Source organism: Mucilaginibacter angelicae (assembly GCF_042434235.1).
Lineage (GTDB): Bacteria > Bacteroidota > Bacteroidia > Sphingobacteriales > Sphingobacteriaceae > Mucilaginibacter > Mucilaginibacter angelicae.
In genome coordinates, this window is sequence record NZ_JBHLTS010000024.1 from 219,876 (window position 1) to 243,498 (window position 23,623).

Below are 23,623 nucleotides of genomic sequence, written 5' to 3' on the forward strand. Positions count from 1 at the left end.
ATAAAAATTTAGGATATTTATTTGTTAAAACATACTGCTGATAAACAATGAAAGTTATAACCACCGAAGAGTTTGCCAAAGCCACCAAACTGGATAAGTTGAAAATGCCGGGCCTGGCCGCTTTATTGATGGAGCTAATGAAAATAAACCAGGTTAATGACCTGTTTGCCCAGGCACAGCCAAAGCAAGGCCCTGAGTTTGTTGATGCTATATTAGAGGGTTGTGGTATTGATATTGAATTTGACGAGCGCGAACTGCGCAACATACCCAAAGATGGTAGTTTTATAGCCATAGCCAATCACCCTTACGGTGGTATTGAGGGTATGGTGCTGCTAAAGATCCTGTGCATGGCCCGCCCCGATTCAAAGCTGATGGCCAATTTCCTGCTTAAAAAGATCCCCAACCTTGCCGACTACTTTGTAGCCGTAAACCCTTTTGAAAACGTTGAACATTCATCAAGCATCAGCGGTTTAAAAAACACGCTCGAACTGTTAAACCAGGGAACCCCGATAGGGATTTTCCCCGCCGGTGAGGTATCAACCTTTAAGGTGGAGCAAAAACAGGTAACTGATCGCATGTGGCATCCTGTTGTGGGCAAGATCATAGCTAAAGCTAAAGTGCCGGTAGTGCCCATTTATTTTCATGGCAACAATGGCCTGCTTTTTAACCTGCTCAGCTTGCTGCACCCTACCCTGCGTACAGCCAAGCTACCGTCTGAGCTATTTAACAAACATGGGCATACTATTAAGCTGCGTATAGGCAAACCTATTAATGTAACCGAAATTCCGGAGTATACCAACACTACTAAACTGCTTAACTTTTTACGTGCCCGCACCTACGCCTTAGGTACTGGTTTAGAAGAGGAAAAGAAGATCTTCAACCCGCGCAACCTGTTTAAAATTAAACGCGATGCCGAAGATATAGCTCCCGAAATGGATCATGCTATCCTCGAAAAAGAAATTGAGCCACTGCGCGAAAACTATAAGGTTTGGACCGAAAAAAACTACGAGGTATTTATTGTACCAACGGCAACCATCCCTAACGTAATCCGGGAGATTGGCCGTTTGCGGGAGATCACGTTCCGCGAAGTTGGTGAGGGTACCAATAAAAGTATCGACCTTGATGAATATGATATTTACTATCACCACCTGTTCATCTGGGATTTTGAGGCCAAAATGATAGTAGGCGCCTACCGGATTGGTTTAGGCGATGAGATTTTTTACAGCGTGGGCAAAAAAGGATTTTATGTAAATGAGCTATTTAAACTTAAAACGCAGTTTACGCCGGTATTACGCCGCAGCCTTGAGCTGGGCCGTTCCTGGATCCGCAAGGAATATCAAACCAAACCGCTGCCGCTATTCCTGCTATGGAAAGGCATCCTGAAATTCCTGATAGATAACCCAAGGTACCGGTACCTCATCGGTCCGGTAAGTATCAGCAACTCCTTTTCCAAATTTTCCAAGTCGCTTATTGTCGATTATATCAACCGCAACCATTTTGATCATGAAATGGCGCAGTATGTTAAACCGCGCAAAAAATTCAAGGTTGACTTTGCCAAAATTGATACTGACCTGCTCATGGCCGGCGAAGATAGCTTTAAAGGCCTCGATAACCTGATATCAGAAGTAGAAACCCGCAACATGAAAGTTCCGGTACTGCTGCGCCAGTATATTGCCCTAAACGCAAAGATCATCAGCTTCAATATCGACCCTAAATTTGCCGATTGTCTTGACGGTTTCCTGGTGCTCGACCTTGAAAAAGTACCGCAGGACATATTGGATAAGCTGGGGAAAAATTTGTAACAACCCAATTTACCATCAAACTTATCAATGCCGTTTCATATTTTGAGGCGGCATTTTTTGTACATTATTATTAACGCCGGTTATTTAATGTTAAGCAATGTTAACAAATCGCCATGCCTGCTTACGATGAACTTACTTTTATCGTAAGCAAATCAAACTATGAAAAAGAAACTCAAAACTGTATTAATACTAATTGCCTTATCCCTAACGGGGATTGTTATTTTCCAAACATATTGGAGCATAAACGCCTATCAGGTAAATAAAAAAACCTTTGACGCCAACATTGATGCAGCCATGCAGCACGCACTTGACAGCTGCAAGAAAGATTATTTTGATTCGATAAGGGTAGTTTTAGTGAGGAGACTTTCTGATCCTAATGTTGTCATAAAGATCGATACCGTTCGCCTTCAAAAACGCTCTTTTCAGAATGAAATTATTGATACCGTTTACGATCAAAAAAAGCAAAAACGTTCGCACGCGATAATTGCAAAAGTGACGCCGCCAAATAAAGAAAACGATGCCAATGCCCTGCTCAACATCTGGCTCTTTAATCACCATTCCTTATCAAACAATCCTGTTCATTCAAGCGTACCGATATACAACTACTATAAACACCAAGTTGGCAATACAGCTACCATTCCGCAAGTATTAACTGAAATGGCTTTTTATACTCCCAAATTAGCATCTTACATCATTGCTATACTAAGTATTGGCGATATCCCGGTATTTCCTCCACACCCGCCGGCATCATCAAAAAGCCCGGATAACAAACCATTGCCTTATGATTCTATTTTTAAAAACGCCACCTTTTCTATGCCGCCTAATTATCGGCAGGCCACCGTCCTGAAGGTCAAAAAATACTATACTGCCGAACTTAACAAAATGCACATCTATACTCCTTTTCATATAGCCGTAACAAATACTCCTACCCAGTCGCAAAGCCCTACGTCAAGTTACAGCGAAACCACTGAATATAATTATAGATACAACGCGTTTCTTCTTTTCAACCAGTATAATTCCAATCCTCTATTTCTCAGGGCCACTTTTCATCAGGTACAATTTGCTGTTATAAAAGGAATGGTGATCACACTTATCTGTTCGATGCTGCTCATTCTGCTTACCATCTATTGCTTTTATTATATTATCCATACCATTAATCAGCAAAAGCGGCTCGCCGAACTAAAAGATGATTTCATCAACAACATGACTCATGAGCTTAAAACCCCCATTGCCACTATAACTGTTGCAATAGAAGGGCTTCAAAAATTCAATGGCTTAAATGATCCGGAAAAAACGCAGCGGTACCTGCAAACATCGCGCAATGAACTTAACCGCTTAAACGAACTGGTTACCAAAGCACTTAATGTGGCAGCTTTTGAAAATGAAGAAATCTCACTAACAAAAGAAAAAATTGAAATAGATGTGCTCATAAACGAAGCGATATCGACCGAAAAGTTAAAAGCTGATAAGGCCGTAACCATTAATTACAGTAACAAAAACAACATAAAGTATATTGAGGCAGATAAACTCCATTTCAGGAATGTAATAGTTAACCTGCTGGATAACGCCATAAAATACACGGATGGGCCGGCCAATATTGAAATAGAACTATCAAAAGCCGACAAGCAAGCTCAAATATCTGTTAAGGACAACGGCATAGGCATACCTGCCCAGCACATTAACCGGGTATTTGATAAATTTCATCGCGTGCCTACAGGTAACCTGCATAATGTAAAGGGTACCGGGCTTGGGTTAAGTTATGTTAAGTATATTGTAGAAGCGCATGGCGGCAGCGTTGCTGTAAAAAGCCAGATTAACGCAGGCAGTAGTTTTACCGTCACCATACCACTAAAAAATGAATAAGATCCGCGTATTATTAGCAGAAGACGAGCTGGCACTGGCTCATATTGTACGCGAAAGCCTGGAAGAAAGCAACTTTGAAGTAATATTATGCGCCAATGGCGAACAGGCGCTGCAAAAGTATCAAAGCTCAAAACCCGATATTTTGGCGCTTGATGTAATGATGCCCAAAATGGACGGTTTCCAGGTAGCAAAAAAAATCCGCGATAGTGACAAAATAACACCCATCATATTTTTAACAGCCCGCTCCCAGCCTAAAGACGTTGTAGCCGGGTTTGAATCGGGGGCCAATGATTATTTGAAAAAGCCGTTTAGTGTGGAAGAGCTGATTGTTAGGATAAAAGTGCTTTTAAGCAACAATCGTTTGCTGGATACGCCTAAGCCAAAACCCGAAAATGAAAACTATCAGATAGGCAGTATCAATTTCACGCCGCTTAAAAATACCGTAAGGCAAGGCGTCAATACATGGCGGCTAACCAATCGCGAAAGTGAGATCTTGAAACTGCTTTGTAAAAGTCGGCATGAAGTTATACCCAGGAAAATGCTGCTTGATGATATCTGGGGCGATGATAGTTTTTTTAACGCCCGCAGCCTTGATGTGTTTATCAACAAACTCCGGGGCCATTTAAAAGCCGATCCTAATGTACAGATCATCACCATACGCAGCGTCGGATATAAACTTGTTTGGTAAAACATATTTCCAAAAAACAAAAAACGCCCCCGATTAACATCGGAGGCGTTTTTATTAGCTATATTTTGTTTTACAATTACCAGCTGTAACGTAAACCAAATTGCATTTGCCACCTTGAAGTAAACAAGTCAACTGAATACGGTACTCCAGGATTCTGGAAAGTATAAGTTGGGTATGTAGTTGCTGCATTGGCATATGAAGGCGTAGTTTTTGGTGTTAAACCAACGCTTGAGGTTGAGTTATACGTATTTGCTGAGAAGTAATAACGGCCCCAGTTTTTGCTCAACAGGTTGGTAAGGTTGATGATGTCATAAGTAAATGTGATCATCTGTTTATGCTTACCTGAACCAAATTTAAAGTCCTGAGTGAAACGGAAGTCAAGATCATTGTTCCATGGAGTGAACGCGGCGTTACGCTGAGTAAACTGACCACGACGGGTGCTCAGGTATTTGTCTGCATCAATAAATGCATCAAATTTTGCTGCCTGTTGTGCTGCTGTCTGAGCAGGAGCAGTTCCTGAAGCTGGCAGGTCCTGGAAGAACTTAACAGTTTCGCCCCTGTTAGGGATATAAGCTAAACTAACTTGCTGACCGGTTCCGTCGATAGCATTCGGGTAAAAACCATAGGTATATGGGTTACCTGATTGTGCGCTGAAGAAGAAGGTAAAGTTAGCAGTATAGTTATGCTCTCCATCCCAATCATGTTTGAAGTTAACGTTTGATACGATGCGGTTACGGATATCAAAGTTTGAGTTAGCCAAACCAGGGTTATTTGGATTTAAAGCCTGGTTAAGCTGCCAGTTTGACTCCATAGAGTTACGGATACCGTTGGTAACATCTTTTGAATGGCCAAAAGTATAAGCAACTGAGAAGTTTAAGGCGCTTTGTGCATCAAACTGGGTTAATTTAGCAACCTGTGCTGTAGCACTGTAACGGTAACCCTGGCTTGTGTTTGAAAGTAAATAAGCATTGGTATATAATGAATTTACTTTTGTATTGATGAAAATTGGCTGTTGGTGCTGAGTATCGTAAGGATAGAAAGTTGACTGATCGGTAGTATTTACCTGTTGGAACTTTAAATCGTGGATAACTTTGGTATAGATACCTTCTACAGTAAATTTCCATTGGTTATCAGTTGAATAATCAACAGCTAAGCTGCTTCTCCATACTTGCGGCATTTTGAAGTTATTGTCAATTAAGTCAACCTGGGTTGCACCATTAGGGTCATTGATGTTAACGCCCCTGTCTTTAACATAACCGGCACCACCAATATTCGGGGCCTGAACAACACTTACACCTGCCGGAGGGGTTTTGTTGTCATATGCACCGTAAGTAACACCATTGTTGTAGAATGAATAACCGAACCACGCAAAAGGAACACGGCCGGTGAAGAAACCACTACCACCACGCAGGATAACGCTTTGGTCACCCAATGCATCATAATTAAATGATACACGAGGGTTAAACTCTGCGTTACCAAGATAGTTTTGTTTGATATCTTTTGGTTTGGTATAGGTAAATGATGCACCATAGTTAGGATCAACCGGCGCATTTGTAGTTTTTGAGCTTAAAGGCTGTTTGTTAGGTACATCAGCATAATCTACACGAAGAGCAGCAGTTAACTTAAAGTTATCAGTGATCTGAATTTCGTCCTGACCATATAAGCTAAACAGGTTAACTTTAAATTTAGCCGATGGATTAGCTAAGATATAGTCGCGGGTGTTATTAGTATAGTTAAAGTTAGCACGTACACGTGAAGGCTTATCAGCTAAGAAATCGGCAACGCTTTTAAATGCGTCACGGCCATTCCATGCGTTAACAAAGTTGTAAGTGATATCATAAAACTCGTTGTGTGTACCGAAAGTAAATGTATGCCTTCCTTTTGTGAAGGTTAAGTTATCGGTAAACTCAGCAGTTTTTTGGTGCATATCAAAAATGGCAGCCTCACGGTCGGTACCAACAAATATGGTTGTACCTGGCGTGTTACCTGTGATCTCGATTTGCGGTAAAGCAGGGTTTGAATTTGGATCGCGGTAATCATGAACGCTTGAGTAACCTAATACCAGGCTATTACTTAAGCTGTTTGAAAACCTTGATTTTAACTCGGCAACTGTTGAAGTTGAGTTGTTATGTGATGTATAGTCAATACCACCAAAGCGGAAGTTTTGCTGATCACGCTCTAAGTTAGTTGCTTTTGAAGTAATGGTATTGTTACGGATAGTTAACTGGTTATGATCATCAATGTTCCAATCCAAACGGTTAAAGAATTTGTTTGAATTTGAAAAAATTGAAGTATTATCATAAGTACCGGCGTTTAAGCCTGCATCGCTGAATTTTTTAGCGATTGCCTGTGCATCAGAAAGGGTCAGGATATTAGCTGAACCTGCTGTACCTGCACCGGCGATAACCGGGTCAACACGGCGTGCTATTTCTTCGTTGGTGAAGAAGAATAATTTGTTTTTGATTATCGGGAAACCTAAACGGATACCGGTTTGATAATCATGAAAAGTAGATGGCAATTTTGAACCATCACCACCTGAAGCAGCAGGGGCATTGTTGTTACCTACCAGGAACGCGCCACGGCCGTAACCATAAACAGCACCTGAAAAATCATTTGTACCGCTACGGGTTACAGCGTTGATACTACCACCCAATACGTTACCAATTTTGATATCGTAAGGAGCAACATAAACCTGGATATCCTGGATAGCGTCAAGCGATATAGGGCTTGTACGTGTGCTGCTACCTACCTGACCTGAAGCATTGTTCTGACCACCTAATGATGGGCTGAAACCAATCGCGTCGTTATTGATAGCACCGTCAAGCGTTACGTTATTGTAACGGTAGTTGGTACCCTGAAACGAGTTGTTATTGCTTTGAGGGGTGTTCCTTGTTAAATCCTGTAAGCTGCGGTTAATTGATGGAGCAGTACGGATCTGATTTTGACCGATACGGGTACTTGCACCTGTTTTAGCCGGGCCTGCAGATGCTTTTACTTTAACTTCCTGCAGGGTAGTAGTTTCGTCCTGCAATACAAAGTTTAAAGTAGCGTTACCTAACTGAAGGGTAAGGTCGCTGCGTTCGTCTTTTTTGTAACCGATAAAAGTAGCGGTTACAGTGTAAGGGCCACCCGGGTTAATGTTGTTAACCGAGAAGCGGCCTTCGGCGTTGGTTTGTGCACCATACCTGGTACCTGTGCTGGTATTAAGTACAGTAATGGTTACACCCGGAAGTGTGGCACCCTTTTGGTCTGTAACTTTACCATTAAGTACCGAGGTGGTGATCTGAGCGTTTGCAACGCCCCCAACCCCAATAATTATTAGTGTTAAAATAATAAAGTAGAGCTTTTTCATTTGTGATTTTTTATTGCACAAAATTGCCCTACCAATGTTAAGTTTACATTAACAACAGATTATTATATTAACAACTGCTTAATGTTTTCTTTTTTACTTAACACAAGCGATCCAAACATAGATTAAAAATCATTGACTATCAATATCATACAAAAAATCAACGTATCATAATGTTAATTTTTTATTTATCACATGTGCAATATAAATTACACAGCCATGAGCTTTATAGCTAAAAAAGTGTTGCCTTTATAAGGCATATATAGCTAATAATAATTAGCGCTTTAACAAAGGCTTAATACATTATTGGCTTAAATCAATTTTTGATTCTCAGTTTATTAAGCAATTGATTTAACAGGTATGCAGGTGCAATAATTAATGATTTGATATTGAGCCCTTTTGTTGCGTATTGCGGCTCACGGATATTCCCTATCAGCAATGCACTTAGCGAAGGGATAAATACAGAAATGCATAATAACCACATGGCAGGGCCCCCTGCCTGCTGCCATGATACAAGCTCCATTATACCATAACTAAACCCCAACAAAATAAATAAGATAAAGTAAGATATAATTGGCGAGAGCTTTAAATAAAAGTAAATAGCAATAGCTATTACAAACGAGGCCCAATTAAAATACCCGTTATAAACACCCAAAAACGCCAGGTGCGGAAACGGGATTGACCAGATCAGTCCAAATACACTAAACGCCAAAGTTGGGATACATATATAATGTATAACCTGGTTAACCTTTTCCTGGTGGGCTTCTTCATACTCCCTGAAATAACGATCAACAGGGCGCTCACCGGTACTTGCAGTAGTTTTAACTACTGCTTTCTGTTTATTATTTGATGTTTTTGCGGTCACGCTGTAAAAATAAAAAACCCTTTCAGTTTTTATGCCGAAAGGGTTTTGTTTAATTTTATAATGATTACTTGGCAAAGGCTACCGAACGGGTTTCCCTGATAACGGTAACTTTAATTTGGCCAGGATAGGTCATTTCTGTCTGGATCCGGTTTGAGATATCAGCAGCCAATACTTCTGATTGCGCATCGCTGATCTTTTCACTTTCAACAACAACACGCAGTTCACGGCCGGCCTGTATCGCAAAGGTTTTTTCTACACCCGGATATGACAATGCCAGTTCTTCCAGTTCTTTTAAACGTTTGATGTAGCTTTCAACAACCTCACGGCGGGCACCCGGACGGGCACCTGATATAGCATCGCAAGCCTGGATTATCGGTGATAGCATTGAAGTCATCTCAATTTCATCGTGGTGGGCGCCTATAGCATTGCAAACTTCAGGGTGCTCTTTATATTTTTCGGCCAGCTGCATACCCAAAATAGCGTGTGGCAGTTCCGGGTTATCATCAGGTACTTTACCAATATCGTGCAGTAAGCCGGCACGTTTAGCCATTTTAACATTTAAACCAAGTTCGGCAGCCATGGTAGCGCAGAAGTTGGCAACCTCGCGGGAGTGCTGCAACAGGTTTTGACCGTATGATGAACGGTAACGCATCCGGCCAACCATACGGATCAACTCGGGGTGTAAGCCATGAATACCAAGGTCAATTACAGTACGCTCACCAATTTCAACAATTTCTTCTTCAATCTGCTTTTTGGTTTTGGCAACAACCTCTTCGATACGCGCCGGGTGGATCCGACCGTCGGTTACCAAACGGTGCATAGCCAAACGGGCAATCTCGCGCCTTACCGGGTCAAAACCCGAAAGAATGATAGCCTCAGGGGTATCATCAACAATGATCTCAATACCGGTAGCAGCTTCCAAAGCACGGATATTACGTCCTTCACGACCGATGATACGACCTTTGATCTCATCATTTTCGATATTGAAGATTGATACCGTATTTTCAATGGCACTTTCGGTAGCAGTACGCTGTATGGTTTGAATAACTATTTTCTTTGCCTCTTTAGTAGCGGTAAGCTTAGCCTCGTCAACAATATCCTTAATCTGGATCATTGCTTTTGTACGGGCCTCTTCGCGTAAGGTATCAACCAACTGGGTTTTGGCCTCATCAGCAGATAAACCGGCTATGGTTTCCAACTGTTGTACATGTTGATTTTTCAGGATTTCAACCTCCTCTTGCTTTTTAACCACTACTTCGGTTTGCTTTTCAAGATTTTTGCGGGTATTATCCAGTTCGCTCTCCTTGCGGTTAACGTTTTCCATACGCTGGTTAAGCGACTGCTCTTTTTGCTTGATCGTGTTTTCGCGCTGGTTTATAGCATTGTTTTTATTGTTCACTTCCTGCTCATGCTCAGCTTTCATTTGCAAAAACTTCTCTTTGGCTTCAAGCAGCTTGTTTTTCTTCAGGATATCAGCATTATTTTCAGCGTCCTTTAAAATCTTTTTCACTTTATTTTGAGCTGAGGCCTCCTGGTCTTTAAACAATTTTCGGAGCAGGAAGCGGCCTATCATGACGCCTACAATGGCGCCTACAAGCAGGCCGATGATAACGTATAGTAATATGTCCATTTTAGGTTTGGTGGTGTTGTATATATGTAAATAAAAAAACCGCAACTAATTCTTAAGTATCATGTATTTAAAACCTCATTTCGGATATTGGGGACCATGGGTTGGTTAACGTTAATCGTAACTAACGCATGCCTCTTGATCCGCTTAATATTGAAGCGTTAAGTTTTTAATAGTGAAACCTAAAATTTAACTGCGGTTAAATCTTAATGTGCTCTGTATGTATATTATATAAAGAACGATTATTACTTCGAAAAAAATTCTGTCAACAAATGATCTAAATGATAAACCTTTTCAGTTACCTCCGTATCTTCTACGGTAACCTTTTTTTCTGCCTTTAACGATGAGGTGGCGTAATGCAACACACACATCGAAAGCAAATCCTGCTTATCCCTAACCGCATAATTTTCCTGATATTCCTTTATCCGGTCGTTGATTAGCTTTGCCGCCCTGCGTATTATTTCTTCTTCCTCCATGTTAACCTTTAAGGGGTAAACACGGTCAGCAATATTTATTTTTATTGAGATTTCTCCCATTTGAGCTTTTCACTTTTTGTACTATTTTTTCAATAATACAATACACTTATCTATTTCTTGCACAAAGTCGTTAATTTTTTGCTTAATGTCAACACTTTTTTCATTTGTTTCTGAAAAAGACTTGGCAACTTTAACAACTTTCAATTTTTCTTCCAGTTCTTTTGTCTTGGCCTTACTGGCATTAAGGGCTACTGTAAGCGCCTCGCTCTCCAGTTTTAAAAGGTCATTTTCTTCCTGCAAAGCAGCGCACAGTTCAATCAGGCGCTCGGTTTTATCTACAATTTTATTTAACTGCTCTGCTAATGAGGCCATGTTTTTGGTTAATTGGTTGATTAAGTTGATTGAGTTTTATTTCATTAAGGCCAATCAGAATACAACCTAATCAACCACTCACTCAATCAACCGTTCAATATCTATTTCCTGATCTCCGCTCCGGCTTCTTTTCCTAAATTATAAATTAATTTCTGCATAATAGAATCAATTGCCTTATCCGTTAACGTTTTTTCAATATCCTGGATGATAAAGCTTAACGCGTATGACTTTTTACCGGCAGGCAGCTTATCGCCCTGGTAAACATCAAACACATCAACTTCCTTCAGCAATTTGCGCTCGGTACGCTGTGCAATCTGTTTCAACTGGCCAAATGATACGCTCTGATCAATCAGCATGGAAAGATCACGCCTTACAGCCGGGAATTTTGATACCTCCTGGTAAACGATCTTATTTTTACGGATAGCCGCCAATACCAGGTCGAAATTGAAATCGGCATAAAACACCTCTTTATCAACATCCACCTTTTTCAGCGAGGCTGCTGCTACCGAACCAAATTTTACCAATTGCTTACCGTTTAACATGTATTGAATGCCAAACGACATTTTTTTGCAGGTAGCATCCTCAACTGTAAAGTTGCTGATGTTCAGGCGCTGTAAAATACCGTCGACCACAGCCTTGATATTATAGAACGATACCGGCTTTGCTTTCTGGTTCCATTGTTCGCCTGTATTTGCACCGGTAATGAAAATACTGAAACGCTGTGTTTCGATATACTTATCATCGTTAAGGCTATACACCTTGCCGAACTCATAAAATTTCAAATCGGCACTACGGCGGTTCTGGTTATAAGCTATAGCTTCCAAACCAGAATATAATAGCGTTTGACGCATGATGTCCAGATCGCTGCTTAAAGGGTTCAGGATCTTTACGGCAGTATCCAGGTTATCTGAATAAGCAGATTTGGTAAGCGAATTAGCCAGGATCTCATTAAAGCCATTCGCGCTCAGCAAATCCGACAGCTGATTTTGCACAGTATCCTTTTCCGGACGGATGGAATTATTAAGCGATGCCCTGATCTGTGTAGGGATCTCGATGTTGTTATAACCATAGATCCTCAGGATCTCTTCAACCACATCCACATCGCGGGTAACATCCACGCGGTATGGCGGCACTTGTAACGACAGCGAATCCGCAGTTTCATTCGCTATCTTAATATCAAGCGCCGTAATGATACCTTTAATTTCATCATTGCCGATCTTTTTACCGATCAGTTTATCGATGGTATTATAAGTGATCTCTACAGCGAACGGCGCAACCGGTGCAGGGTAATGGTCGGAAATTTGTGACGATACCTCACCACCTGCAACCTGCTGAATTAACAAAGCAGCACGCTTCAAGGCAAAAACGGTCATATCCGGATCGGTACCACGTTCAAACCTGAACGAAGCATCGGTTTTTAAGCCATGCCTTTTTGAAGTTTTACGAACAGATACCGGATTGAAATAAGCACTCTCCAGGAAAATATTTTTAGTTGATTCCTTAACACCTGATTTTGCACCGCCAAATACGCCTGCTATACACATCGGCTCTTTGGTATTACCAATCATCAGATCATCGGCAGATAGTTTCCTGTCAACATCGTCAAGTGTTTTAAATACCGTGCCATCGGCATAGTTTTTCACCAATACTTTACCGCCGGTTATTTCATCAGCGTCAAAAGCATGTAATGGCTGCCCAAGCTCATGCAGTACATAGTTGGTAACATCAACAATGTTATTGATAGAACGGATGCCGATAACAGCAAGGCGCTCTTTCAACCATTTTGGCGATTCCTTAACCTCAACCCCACTAATGGTTACTCCAGAGTAACGCGGCGAAGCTTGTTCGTTCTCAACAATAACCGGTATAGTGCGACTGGTATTATCAACTTTAAAAGCACTTACATCGGGCTTGTTAATGCCTATTTTCAGGAAAGCGGCTATATCCCTTGCTGTACCCAAATGCGAAGCCGCATCGGCACGGTTAGGGGTTAAGCCAATCTCGTACATGTAATCGTCGTTCAGCTTGAAGTATTCTTTAGCAGGAGTACCTATGGGAGCGTCCTCCGGCAATACCATAATACCGGCATGACTGGTACCTAAACCTATCTCATCTTCGGCACAGATCATCCCGTGCGATTCCTCACCCCTGATCTTTGATTTTTTGATAGCAAAAGGCTCGCCGCTGGTTGGATAAACCGTGCTGCCAACCATCGCAACCACTACTTTTTGCCCGGCAGCTACGTTAGCAGCGCCGCAAACAATCTGCAGGTCTTCCGCTCCGCCTACATCAACTTTGGTAACATGAAGGTGATCAGAATTGGCATGGTCAGCACATTCCTTTACGTAGCCAATCACCAGGCCTTCCAGTCCGCCGGGAACAGCCTGTACCTTTTCCAGGCTTTCAACCTCCAAACCGGTACCGGTAAGGATGATGGAAATTTCCTGGGGCGTTTTATCAGTATCAATAAATTCTTTAAGCCAGTTATAAGATATTTTCATTATTCCGAAATGATAATCGGCAAAGATATAAAGATTTCGGATGTGGGGTTGGTAGATGTGCAGATTTCAGATGATTATTGCATGATGCTTAAACTATCTTTCTAACAGGCACTATATAGAATAAAACAGCTAAACACTTAAATTGAAAATTTCAGCAGTCAATTATAAAATAAGTTACATTGCATCATTAAACCGAAAGATTTTCTCATTAAAAACCGCAACCGGTCATTTCTGATTATGATAAAAGATACGCTGAAAACACTGATCATCCGCGACCTTGAAAAATTAAAGCAGGAGATACAAGCTTACCAAAACGAAGCAAAGCTCTGGTATGTGGAAAAGAGTATTTCAAATTCTGCCGGTAATCTTTGTTTGCATTTGGTTGGTAATCTGAATACCTATATTGGTGCAGAATTTGGCAAAACCGGCTACGTTAGAAACCGCGCAGATGAATTTGCGCTGAAAGATGTACCGCGCGCGGAACTGGTTGATAAAATAGAAAAAACGATGATCATGATCGGAAAAACCTTCGATATGATCTCAGAAGAACAGTTGAAAGAAAAATATCCGGCCGAGATATTTTTAAAAGAGGCATCTACCGAATACTTTTTTGTTCATTTGGCCATGCACTTAGGCTACCATTTGGGGCAGATAAACTACCATCGTCGGTTGTTGGATAATTAACTATAATCTGCGCATCTGAAATCTGCACATTCGCACATCTACATCATCCCCTCATCGGCCAAACTTAAATAGCCGCCATCGGTAATGATCAAATGGTCAAACACGCCCATATCAAGCATCCTGCCTGCAGCGCTTATCTTTTTGGTAAGTTGGAGATCTTCGTTACTGGGTTTCAGGTTGCCGGATGGGTGGTTATGCACCAGGATCAATCCGCTGGCCTGGTATTGCAGGGCCGAATAAAAAATGATCTTGGGATCGCATACCGTAGCCGATAGGCCCCCTTTGCTGATCAGTTCTTTCCCTAATACTTTATTGGAGCGCCCCAGCAGTATAATCCAAAACTCTTCGTGGTTCAAATCCATCAGGTGGCGGCGCATAATATTGTAGCCATCCCTGCTTGAAGTGATCACTTCAATTGCGCCGGCTTCAGATTCGTTGCGGCGGCGACCTATCTCAAGCGCCGCAATAATAGATATAGCCTTGGCCTCCCCTATCCCTTTAAATTTGGACAGTTCGGTTATGGAAGCCTTACCAAGCTTGTTCAGGTCGTTATCGTAATGGTGCAGGATGCGCTTGCTCAACTCTACCGCAGTTTCGGTACGACTGCCCGAGCCTATAAGGATGGCGATCAACTCGGCATCGGTCAAGGCACGACGGCCCTGCCCGCTTAGTTTTTCGCGGGGGCGGTCTTCTTCGGCCCATGATTTAATACTGATCTTGCTTTCGTAGTTTTCCACGGCATTAAAGTATGAAAAAGCGCCAAACAAAAAAAGGGATAGCGCTTGTACACTATCCCCTTTGGTATATTTTTAAAGCTAAGATTAGCTTAAGCCGTTAACAAATTTAGTAAGCTTTGATTTATTGTTCGAAGCTTTGTTTTTGTGAATAACGTTCTTTTTAGCTAAACGATCAAGCATTGAGATCACTTTACCCAACAATGCAGAAGCATCAGCCTTGGTAGTAGTGTTTCTTAATTTCTTAATAGCGTTCCTGGTTGTTTTAGCCTGGTACCTGTTGCGCAGACGCTTCGCAGCGTTTGACCTGATTCTTTTTAATGATGATTTATGATTTGCCATCTCGTATAGCTTGTTATTCTTTTCTACTTATTTTAAGGACTGCAAATATAGGGTGATTAAATTTAATATGCAAGTGGTTTTTTGATTTATATTTTCATGCAATTGAATTGATAATGTGCAGGATTACCTGCAGCCCCGGGGCTTGCAGATCTGCCGATTTAATAACCTGTTAACCTGGCATTCACAAAGTGTTCATACAACACAATGATTTTTGCAGCGTTACTAATTAATTAAAACTATCGCATTATGGTTACCAACAGCACTACCAGGTTCAGCAACCGGGTTGAAGATTATGTAAAATACCGCCCAGGCTACCCCGCCGAAATTGTTAAGTTTTTACATGATACTTACGGCTTAACACAAGATAAACTTATTGTTGATATTGGTGCCGGTACAGGGATCTCAACCGCCTTGTTCCTGAAAAAAGGTTACCGCGTAATTGCTGTTGAACCTAATTTGGAAATGCGCGAAAAAGCTATTGAGCTGCTCGACTCGTATAACGGTTTTATCCCCCAGGATGGTACTGCCGAAGATACCGGCATTGAAAGCAACAGTATTAGCGCCATTATAGCCGGACAAGCCTTTCATTGGTTTGATGCTGTAAAAACCCGTGCCGAATTTAAAAGGATCCTGAAACCGGATGGTATTGTTGCCCTGATCTGGAATGAAAGAAAAACAACATCGGTCTTTGAGCAGGAGTATGACGAACTTATCATCAAACATGGCAACGATTATGTAAAGGTCGATCACCGCAATATCGATACCGAACATATCGCCGCCTTCTTCAACCCGGAACCTGTTCACCTCAAAATATTTGCCAATAAGCAGGTATTTGATTTTGAAGGATTAAAAGGCAGACTGCTGTCATCTTCATATATGCCCACTCGGGATGATGATAGGTACGAGCCAATGATCAATGATTTACAAGCGCTTTTTGATAAATTTCAGCAGGATGGGCTTATCGTAATTAATTACGATACCAAAGTTTATTCGGGTAAACTGTAAAAGACAGACAGTCATACCATTAGTTATTTTGTGCCGATGAAACAATTGCACGCAAGTATTATCTAATTAAGCAAAACAACAGCTTATTAATAATACTTTTAAACATGCTATACTGGATCATCATTGTAATACTGTTGCCTTTTATATTTATTTTAATAAGCCATTTAAAAAGCAAAGCCCAGCAAAAAAAGAAGTTTGCCCAGATAAAAGAACGCTGGGGTAAACCCATAATTACAGGCAGAAATTTTAAACCGATCAGCAGTTATTTAACAGCCTACGGCGGAGCAAGCGAAATCTCCGCTGATACTGCTACCGATCTGGACATTGACAGCGTATTTGAATATATCGACCGTACCAACTCCAAACCCGGCCAGCAATATTTATACAAGCAACTGCATTCGCCGCAAATTTCGGAAGGCTATTTTGAAACGCTTGAGCAACGGATCAGTCTGGCTACAGTTGACAAGGAACTGAGAGAAGCAACCGAACTTAAACTATCCGAGTTAGGCAGCAATGACGCTTACTATTTACCGGAGCTTTTTAAAAAACCTCATTATTCCGTTTTTCCTGCTATCGGTAATTTTTATATCAGCATAGCGCCGTTTTTGATCATTGGGGTAGCTATCAGTCTTTTTATAGTTCCTAATCAGTTTATGTTAATATTATTACTGGTTTTAATGATAGCTAATGTGGTTATTCACTACAGCAATAAAACACAGATGCTGAATTACACGCATTCCTTACCGCAATTGTTGGTTTTACACCGGGTTTCAAACTGGCTTAAAAACCATAACCTGCTCAGGGACGACGAAAGCACGCGAAACAGCATGCTGAATTTAGGCAAGTTAAAAAAGTCGTTAAATTACATCACCCTGCAAAATAAAGCGGCTATTGACCCTACCGATATTTACTACCTGGTTACCGAATGGTTAAAAATGTTCCTGCTTATTGAGCCGATGGTATTTATCAAATCCATCAGCAAAGTGAACAAATACCTGGATGATATTAAAGTTGTTTACGAAGCTGTAGCCGAGGTTGATGTGGCTATTTCCATCCAATCGGTACGCGACGGTGCAACCCATTATTGCAGGCCGCAGCTTACAACCGGCAATACCAATATTGTTATTAAAGACCTTTACCACCCGCTTATTGAAAACTGTGTATCAAACTCTATCTCTATCGATAATGCACAGGGTGTTTTGGTAACGGGCTCCAACATGTCGGGCAAAACTACTTTCATCAGGGCTATTGCCATCAATGCCTTATTGTCGCAAACTATTAATACAAGTTTCGCTACGGTATACCAGGCCCCTCCGCTTAAAATATTTACCAGTATTGATATGACGGACGACCTTGGCGATAACAAAAGCTATTTTCAGGCCGAGGCATTGGCGGTTAAAAATATAGTGACACAAACCATAGCCAGCAAACCGGTAAACAGCCTGGTGATCATTGATGAAATTTTCAGGGGAACAAACACCATTGAAAGGATAGCCGCAGCAAAAGCAGTATTAAGCTATTTTATCCAAAATCAAAGTTTCGTGTTTGTTTCAACCCATGACCTTGAACTGGCCGAATTACTGGGCAGCGATTATAAAGTTTTTTCTTTTGAGGAAGTGATTGGTGATGACCGCCTGGTGTTTGATTATAAAATTAAAGAAGGGCTGCTCAAAAACCGGAATGGCATCGCTGTTTTAAAAGGCGTCGGTTTCCCGGAGAGTATTATTGATGAAGCTAATAAAGTGAGCAGCCAGTTGAGGGAGAAGTATAATTTGTAAAGTATTGTTATTACTCATCAATCGTTTTTAGCACTAAAGTCATATTGAATTGTCTTTCCCAAACGAAATTGATTTATAGATTCCGAGAGTCGCTTATTGTTGGCATTACTGGATAGTAGATGATCTGTTTCAGTCAACGAGTTATATTCTTGAATTGAAATAATTACAACCCCATTATCTTCATTACCATCTTTTGACACCATAATAACCTCATGGCTGTTACTTACCATATCAAAGTAGAATTTCATTTTACTTCGCAAAGAAAAAATTTTTAGCACTTTCATATTGGGATACTAATTAAGATATCAATATACAAAAACTTCGAACTTATTATTCTAACCTTCAAAACTTAAACTCATCTTTACTCCCATGAACCGCCGGATAATTTTAAGCATAACAGGTGCCTGTTTAATTATGCTATGCTCATCATGGGGATTCTTTGCGCATTACCGCATTAACCGGCTGGCCGTTTTCACGCTACCTAAGGCCATGGCAGGTTTTTACAGGGCCAATATCGATTATATAACCGAACATGCCGTGAGCGCCGACAAACGCCGCTACGTTGACTCGTCAGAAGCGCCCCGCCATTTCTTTGACGCCGACCGCTATGGTAAAAAGTCTTTTGAGGCTATGCCTAAAAAGTGGAATGCCGCAATTGCCAAATACTCAAAAGATACCATCATTAAATATGGCACCGTTCCCTGGGCTATTCAATACCAGTATTACAGGCTGGTGCGGGCTTTCAAAGCACATGATACAACAACTATCCTTAATGCATCTGCCTATTTAGGGCATTATATTGCCGATGCACACGTCCCCCTGCACCTCACCCAAAACTATAACGGCCAGCTTACCGGCCAAACCGGCATCCACGCACTTTGGGAAAGCCGTTTGCCGGAGTTATTTGCCGATCATTATAATTGCTACGCCGGCAAAGCCCGCTATGTCGAAAACCCGCTTAACGAGGCTTTCCGTATTTGCAGGGCTACTTACAAAAGCGTGGATACTGTTTTACATTTCGAGCGCATCCTGAACAAAACCTATCCGCAGGATAAAAAGTATGAGCTGGTGCAGCATGGCAAAAAGCAGGTCAACGATTACTCAGCCGCCTATAGCCAGGCTTATCACAAAATGCTGAAGGGGATGGTGGCAAGGCAAATGCGGGCATCCATCCTTTCTGTGGGGAGTTTCTGGTATTCGGCCTGGGTTGATGCCGGGCAGCCGGATCTGAACAAGCTTATTGCACAGCCTTTAACCGTTGATCAAAAGACTGAACTTCAACAGGAAGAAGCTATGTATCGATCAGGCAAAGCACTGGTAATTAACCACTAATAACGTAAAACCCGAAGCCAAAACGGGTAGTGGCAACATTGTTTCCTCTTTGCTTTTCTCTCAACTTAGCGTAAATCATCCACATTAAACTATTACGCCATGAAAAAAATAATGATCCTGTTGCTGGTGCTTTTCTGTAAAGCTGGTATCGCCCAAAACTGCAGTCAGTTTGTAAACAATGTTAACGGTAAAAAACTTACTTACATAAGCCAGGATGCCAAAGGTAACAAGCAGATGACCGCAGTTTATGTTACTACTAAAAAAGATGCGACAACGGTTGCCATACATGCCGAAATAAACGACAAGAACGGCAAAGCCATAGGCAGCGGCGATTCTGAGATGATCTGCACAGGCAATACCATTAAGGTGGATATGAAATCGTTTGTACCGGCATCAAATATGAAAGGCAATATGCAGGTAAGCGGCGAAGCCAAATACCTTACCTACCCTACTGATATGAAAGCCGGGCAAACTTTAGATGATGGCTCTGTAACTATTGATATGGGTAACAATGGCGCCCAGATGGCCAACCTGCAAATGGATATCAAAAACCGTAAAGTTGAACAAACCGAAACCGTAAGTACCAATGCCGGCAGTTTCGACTGCTTTAAGATAACTTATGATGCTACTACCAAAATGAAAATGATGGGCATAGGCATCCCGTTTAACTTTCATGTAACCGAATGGTACGCTCCTAAACTTGGCCGCTTTGTTAAATCCGAAACCTATAAAGGTGAAAAACTGATGGGTACAATGACCCTTGATGCCATCAACTAACAGCATCAAGGGATAATTTTATGACTAAGCCGGATTCTTGGCAGTACGGCTTTTTATAGCAGCAAAAATTGGCGGTAATATCGAGATCAGGATAATGATCACACCTACCAGCGAAAAGTTTTTAGCTATCACCGGCACCTGGCCTAATTTGTAACCCGCAAAAAGGAACACAATGATCCATGATGCGCCACCTATGATATTATAAAGACTATACCGTAAAAAAGGCATCCGGCCAACGCCTGCCACAAAAGGCGCAATAGTGCGTATAATAGGCATAAAACGGCTAAAGATTACTGCCTTACCCCCGTGCTTATCAAAAAAAGCTTTGGTTTTAAGGTAGTAATCCAGCTTGAGGATCTTATTTTCTTCTTTAAAAACTTTGGGGCCTAAATAGTTGCCCAAAAGATAGTTCACTGTGTTACCGATAAAGGCAGCGGCAATTAATATAATGCCCAGCAACCAGATATCCAAACCCGAGCTGCCGCCCGCTATTAAAGCACCGGCTGCAAACAGCAGTGAATCGCCGGGTAAAAATGGGGTTATTACAAAACCTGTTTCGGCAAATATGATCAGGAAAAGGATCAGGTAGGTCCATCCCTGGTAAGCGCTGGTAATTTGCACCAGGTGCTTGTCAATATGCAGTATAAAGTCGATAATGCTTTTTATTATTTCCACAGGCTTAAATTTTGCCCAAAAATATAAATATTAAACAAAAAGCAGCTATTGAAGTGTCTTACTAAGCAGATTATTAGTTAATACACCTGCACCAAAAGCCAAAGAGTCGGAAGCCCCGACAATACCTTTGGTATAAATGGTATAAGCGCGGCCATCTTGTATAGTTATATTTTGCAGGGTAGTTTCTATTTTGGTAGGCGTTCGGGTGGCCCTGATAGTAAAGTTATAATTACCGGCAGTAAGCTCATAATATTTAGATACCTTATTAAAAGCCGTACCGCTTACAACAAGCGTATCGTTAGCCCGCAGATCAAGTGCTGGCGAACTTGGAGAAGTATGCACAAACCTTACTTTTCCTTTCCCTATGGTTGGCAAGCCGGTACTATCCGATAGTATAAATGAATTGGCAAATGTACTATCCTTCCTGAAGCCGGTTATAAACATGGTATATTTCCTGTTGGCCTTAAGGGTGGTATCAAACTGAAGCAAAATTACAGGCGCCGCGGTTGCCGTACGTAATTGCAGTGGCGACTCAAGTGTTGAAAGGTAAAAATATCCTGAACTGTTTGGATAGGTGAATGTAGTTGTGCTATACCTGATAAAATGCTGATAAAGATATACAGGCTGAATATCAGGACTTAAATTAACGATCTGAAATTGGGTATTAAGGCCTACCGACGATGCATTACCCCCCTTGCCGCATGACGAAACGGCACATATAAAAAGGCCGCATATCACAGCTACAAAAAACGAAACCAGTACTTTGCTTTTATTTTTATTAGCCATTAATATAATTATTGATTAGTGAACACGCCGGTAGCCAACCCGGTACTTTTATTACCATAACCATAATAGGTATATATTTTACCGCCGGTTAACAGTACGGTATCTCTGACAATAGTTGTTGGCAACCCGGTTGAATACAGCGCCATATTATGCACGCCGGGGGCTACTAATTTAAAAGCCGAGGTGGTTTTAAAACCGATGTTTTTTACTTGTTCGGTATCTACAGCCAGTTTATTAGTTATTCCTTCAAAACGCACACTTAGGTTACCTGCATCTGACGAAGCATTTACAAACCTGATCTTAGCCATAGGGGTTTTACCGGTGTCAGCAGCTAATACGTCGGTGGTTTTAAATACCTGGTCGGCTGTATTACCAGCTATATAAAATGAATATATCGAATCCTTACTTAATGTCAGCGGCAAACTAAACAGCGGATTAGGATTATTGGGGCCATCTAACTTAACCGAATAATTTTGTGTTCCGGCTTTTATCAAGATGTAGCCAAGCGTACCTCCCGGATAAAAAGTTGTGGTATTGTTTACCCTTGTACCATTAACGTAAATATTAACATTATTAAAGGTAGCATTAACAACGTTTAACGCTGATGTTGATGAATCCACCGCATCGGGCTTATCGTTATTTTTTTTGCATGATGCAAAGCAACCTGCCGCCGTGGCTATTATCAATAAAACTTTAACCTTTATATTCATATACAATTATAAGCTATAACTGCTTACTGTAATTTTTGGTATCGGGTGTTGAACAAAAAAAGTCCGGTTTATGATACCGGACTTAGTTTTGGATTTATAATTTAAGTTTACACTTAAGCATAACTATTGAGCATCACCGGCATAACCAGCATCAGCACATCTTCATTCTCATCTCCGCCTTGTGGCAGCAATAAGCCGGCACGGTTTGGAGTTGACATTTCCAAAGATACTTCTTCGCAACTTAAATTCTTCAACATTTCTATTAAAAATCTTGCGTTGAAGCCAATTTCCATGTCTTCACCCTCGTACTGGCAGCTTAAACGCTCGTGGGCCTCGTTAGCAAAGTCGATATCCTCTGATGAGATATTTAACTCGCTGCCATTTATTTTAAGCCTTACCTGGTGGGTGGTTTTGTTAGCGTAGATAGCTACACGGTTTAACGAACCCAGGAAAGTAAGCCTGTCGATATTTAATTTATTAGGATTACTTTGAGGGATAACCGCCTCGTAATCAGGGTAGCGTTCGTCAATTAAACGACATACCAGGTTAATATTGCCAAACTTGAAGAACGCGCTGGTTGAATTATATTCAACCGATACATTCACATCATCACTCGGTAATGATGATTTAAGCAGGGTTAAAGCTTTTTTAGGTAAAATGAACGATGTAGTGCTTGCAGCCTTTGCATCTTTACGACGGTAACGAACCAGTTTGTGTGCATCGGTAGCAACAAAAGTAAGGTGCGATGTGCTCAGCTGGCAATAAACACCTGTCATAGCCGGGCGAAGCTCGTCATTACTTACCGCAAAAATGGTTTTGTTGATAGCTTCGGCCAAAACTGAAGCAGGCAGGTTCACTGATGAAGCGTTTTCAACAACCGGGATCTTCGGGAAATCCTCACCGTTTTCACCACTTAGCTTGTATTTACCATCGCCGGCATTAATTTCAATAGCGAAGGTTTTATCATCAACCGAAAAAGCAACAGGCTGTTCAGGTAATGATTTCAGGGTCTCTAACAATATACGCGACGGGATAGCAATCCTTCCGTTCTCTTTAGCCTCAACCGGTAGGGAGGTAGTCATGCTGGTTTGCAGGTCGGTAGCAGAAATGGTCAAGTTCCCATCCTTTATCTCGAACAAAAAGTTTTCCAGTATCGGCAGCACAGTACTGCTGCTTAACGCACCACTTACCGCTTGCAGTTGTTTGAGTAATGTTGATGTAGAAACAATAAATCTCATATGGTTGTAATTAATCTAT

At 41.3% G+C, this 23,623-nt stretch carries 21 protein-coding genes; 8 read left to right on the forward strand and 13 right to left on the reverse strand.

Annotated features, from left to right (window positions below):
* The first annotated feature begins 47 nt into the window (after window positions 1-47).
* The 3 genes from ACFFGT_RS18945 to ACFFGT_RS18955 all read left to right on the forward strand — a co-directional run bounded on the left by ACFFGT_RS18945 (window position 48) and on the right by ACFFGT_RS18955 (window position 4,353).
* Complete coding sequence (locus ACFFGT_RS18945; protein WP_377024094.1) at window positions 48-1,802, forward strand: bifunctional lysophospholipid acyltransferase family protein/GNAT family N-acetyltransferase; 1,755 nt, start codon at window positions 48-50, stop codon at window positions 1,800-1,802.
* 159 nt (window positions 1,803-1,961) lie between these two features.
* On the forward strand, window positions 1,962-3,665 hold the full coding sequence (locus ACFFGT_RS18950; RefSeq protein ID WP_377024095.1) for a sensor histidine kinase: 1,704 nt from the start codon (window positions 1,962-1,964) through the stop codon (window positions 3,663-3,665).
* On the forward strand, window positions 3,658-4,353 hold the full coding sequence (locus tag ACFFGT_RS18955) for a response regulator transcription factor (protein ID WP_377024096.1): 696 nt from the start codon (window positions 3,658-3,660) through the stop codon (window positions 4,351-4,353). The genes ACFFGT_RS18950 and ACFFGT_RS18955 overlap by 8 nt, the downstream gene beginning before the upstream one ends.
* 76 nt (window positions 4,354-4,429) lie before the next feature.
* Here ACFFGT_RS18955 and ACFFGT_RS18960 read toward each other — a convergent pair whose 3' ends face one another.
* The 6 genes from ACFFGT_RS18960 to pheT all read right to left on the reverse strand — a co-directional run bounded on the left by ACFFGT_RS18960 (window position 4,430) and on the right by pheT (window position 13,543).
* Window positions 4,430-7,705, reverse strand: a complete 3,276-nt coding sequence (locus ACFFGT_RS18960; RefSeq protein WP_377024097.1) for a TonB-dependent receptor — start codon at window positions 7,703-7,705, stop codon at window positions 4,430-4,432.
* A gap of 313 nt (window positions 7,706-8,018) precedes the next feature.
* Window positions 8,019-8,567, reverse strand: a complete 549-nt coding sequence (locus ACFFGT_RS18965) for an Mpo1-like protein (protein ID WP_377024098.1) — start codon at window positions 8,565-8,567, stop codon at window positions 8,019-8,021.
* 64 nt (window positions 8,568-8,631) lie between these two features.
* A complete protein-coding gene (gene rny, locus ACFFGT_RS18970; RefSeq protein ID WP_377024099.1) occupies window positions 8,632-10,197 on the reverse strand; it encodes a ribonuclease Y in 1,566 nt (521 codons plus the stop codon).
* Window positions 10,198-10,439: 242 nt separating this feature from the next.
* On the reverse strand, window positions 10,440-10,730 hold the full coding sequence (locus tag ACFFGT_RS18975; RefSeq protein ID WP_090529762.1) for a cell division protein ZapA: 291 nt from the start codon (window positions 10,728-10,730) through the stop codon (window positions 10,440-10,442).
* Between the two features lie 21 nt (window positions 10,731-10,751).
* Window positions 10,752-11,042, reverse strand: a complete 291-nt coding sequence (locus ACFFGT_RS18980) for a hypothetical protein (protein WP_090529765.1) — start codon at window positions 11,040-11,042, stop codon at window positions 10,752-10,754.
* A 101-nt stretch (window positions 11,043-11,143) separates the two neighbouring features.
* Entirely contained in the window at window positions 11,144-13,543 is a 2,400-nt protein-coding gene (pheT, locus tag ACFFGT_RS18985) for a phenylalanine--tRNA ligase subunit beta (protein ID WP_377024100.1), read from the reverse strand.
* A 237-nt stretch (window positions 13,544-13,780) separates the two neighbouring features.
* On the opposite strand from pheT, the gene ACFFGT_RS18990 reads away from it, so the two are divergent.
* The gene (locus ACFFGT_RS18990) at window positions 13,781-14,227 is read left to right on the forward strand and encodes a DUF1572 family protein (RefSeq protein WP_377024101.1); all 447 of its coding nucleotides are present in this window, start codon (window positions 13,781-13,783) and stop codon (window positions 14,225-14,227) included.
* A gap of 38 nt (window positions 14,228-14,265) precedes the next feature.
* Here the strand turns inward: ACFFGT_RS18990 and radC are convergent, their stop codons facing one another.
* Both radC and rpsT read right to left on the reverse strand, forming a co-directional pair.
* Window positions 14,266-14,964: a RadC family protein gene (gene radC, locus ACFFGT_RS18995; protein WP_377024102.1), complete on the reverse strand. Its 699-nt coding sequence runs from the start codon at window positions 14,962-14,964 to the stop codon at window positions 14,266-14,268.
* Window positions 14,965-15,048: 84 nt separating this feature from the next.
* Window positions 15,049-15,303, reverse strand: coding sequence for a 30S ribosomal protein S20 (gene rpsT / locus ACFFGT_RS19000; RefSeq protein ID WP_076374856.1), 255 nt, complete (start codon window positions 15,301-15,303; stop codon window positions 15,049-15,051).
* A 246-nt stretch (window positions 15,304-15,549) separates the two neighbouring features.
* Here rpsT and ACFFGT_RS19005 point away from each other — a divergent pair, with 246 nt between their 5' ends.
* Window positions 15,550-16,308, forward strand: coding sequence for a class I SAM-dependent methyltransferase (locus ACFFGT_RS19005; RefSeq protein ID WP_377024103.1), 759 nt, complete (start codon window positions 15,550-15,552; stop codon window positions 16,306-16,308).
* A 104-nt stretch (window positions 16,309-16,412) separates the two neighbouring features.
* Window positions 16,413-18,086, forward strand: a complete 1,674-nt coding sequence (locus tag ACFFGT_RS19010) for a MutS-related protein (protein WP_377024104.1) — start codon at window positions 16,413-16,415, stop codon at window positions 18,084-18,086.
* A gap of 17 nt (window positions 18,087-18,103) precedes the next feature.
* Here the strand turns inward: ACFFGT_RS19010 and ACFFGT_RS19015 are convergent, their stop codons facing one another.
* The gene (locus tag ACFFGT_RS19015; protein WP_377024105.1) at window positions 18,104-18,370 is read right to left on the reverse strand and encodes a type II toxin-antitoxin system Phd/YefM family antitoxin; all 267 of its coding nucleotides are present in this window, start codon (window positions 18,368-18,370) and stop codon (window positions 18,104-18,106) included.
* Between the two features lie 85 nt (window positions 18,371-18,455).
* On the opposite strand from ACFFGT_RS19015, the gene ACFFGT_RS19020 reads away from it, so the two are divergent.
* Both ACFFGT_RS19020 and ACFFGT_RS19025 read left to right on the forward strand, forming a co-directional pair.
* The gene (locus tag ACFFGT_RS19020) at window positions 18,456-19,418 is read left to right on the forward strand and encodes a zinc dependent phospholipase C family protein (RefSeq protein ID WP_377024106.1); all 963 of its coding nucleotides are present in this window, start codon (window positions 18,456-18,458) and stop codon (window positions 19,416-19,418) included.
* Between the two features lie 99 nt (window positions 19,419-19,517).
* Window positions 19,518-20,195: a TapB family protein gene (locus tag ACFFGT_RS19025; RefSeq protein ID WP_377024107.1), complete on the forward strand. Its 678-nt coding sequence runs from the start codon at window positions 19,518-19,520 to the stop codon at window positions 20,193-20,195.
* 24 nt (window positions 20,196-20,219) lie between these two features.
* Here the strand turns inward: ACFFGT_RS19025 and ACFFGT_RS19030 are convergent, their stop codons facing one another.
* From ACFFGT_RS19030 to dnaN, 4 genes are all read right to left on the reverse strand, one after another.
* Window positions 20,220-20,870: a DedA family protein gene (locus tag ACFFGT_RS19030; RefSeq protein WP_377024108.1), complete on the reverse strand. Its 651-nt coding sequence runs from the start codon at window positions 20,868-20,870 to the stop codon at window positions 20,220-20,222.
* 45 nt (window positions 20,871-20,915) lie between these two features.
* Window positions 20,916-21,656, reverse strand: a complete 741-nt coding sequence (locus ACFFGT_RS19035) for a DUF4397 domain-containing protein (protein ID WP_377024109.1) — start codon at window positions 21,654-21,656, stop codon at window positions 20,916-20,918.
* A gap of 8 nt (window positions 21,657-21,664) precedes the next feature.
* Window positions 21,665-22,366 carry a DUF4397 domain-containing protein gene (locus ACFFGT_RS19040; protein ID WP_377024110.1) on the reverse strand — a complete coding sequence of 234 codons (702 nt, stop codon included), beginning with the start codon at window positions 22,364-22,366 and terminating at the stop codon, window positions 21,665-21,667.
* 113 nt (window positions 22,367-22,479) lie between these two features.
* Window positions 22,480-23,604, reverse strand: coding sequence for a DNA polymerase III subunit beta (dnaN, locus tag ACFFGT_RS19045; RefSeq protein ID WP_377024111.1), 1,125 nt, complete (start codon window positions 23,602-23,604; stop codon window positions 22,480-22,482).
* Window positions 23,605-23,623 lie beyond the last annotated feature (19 nt).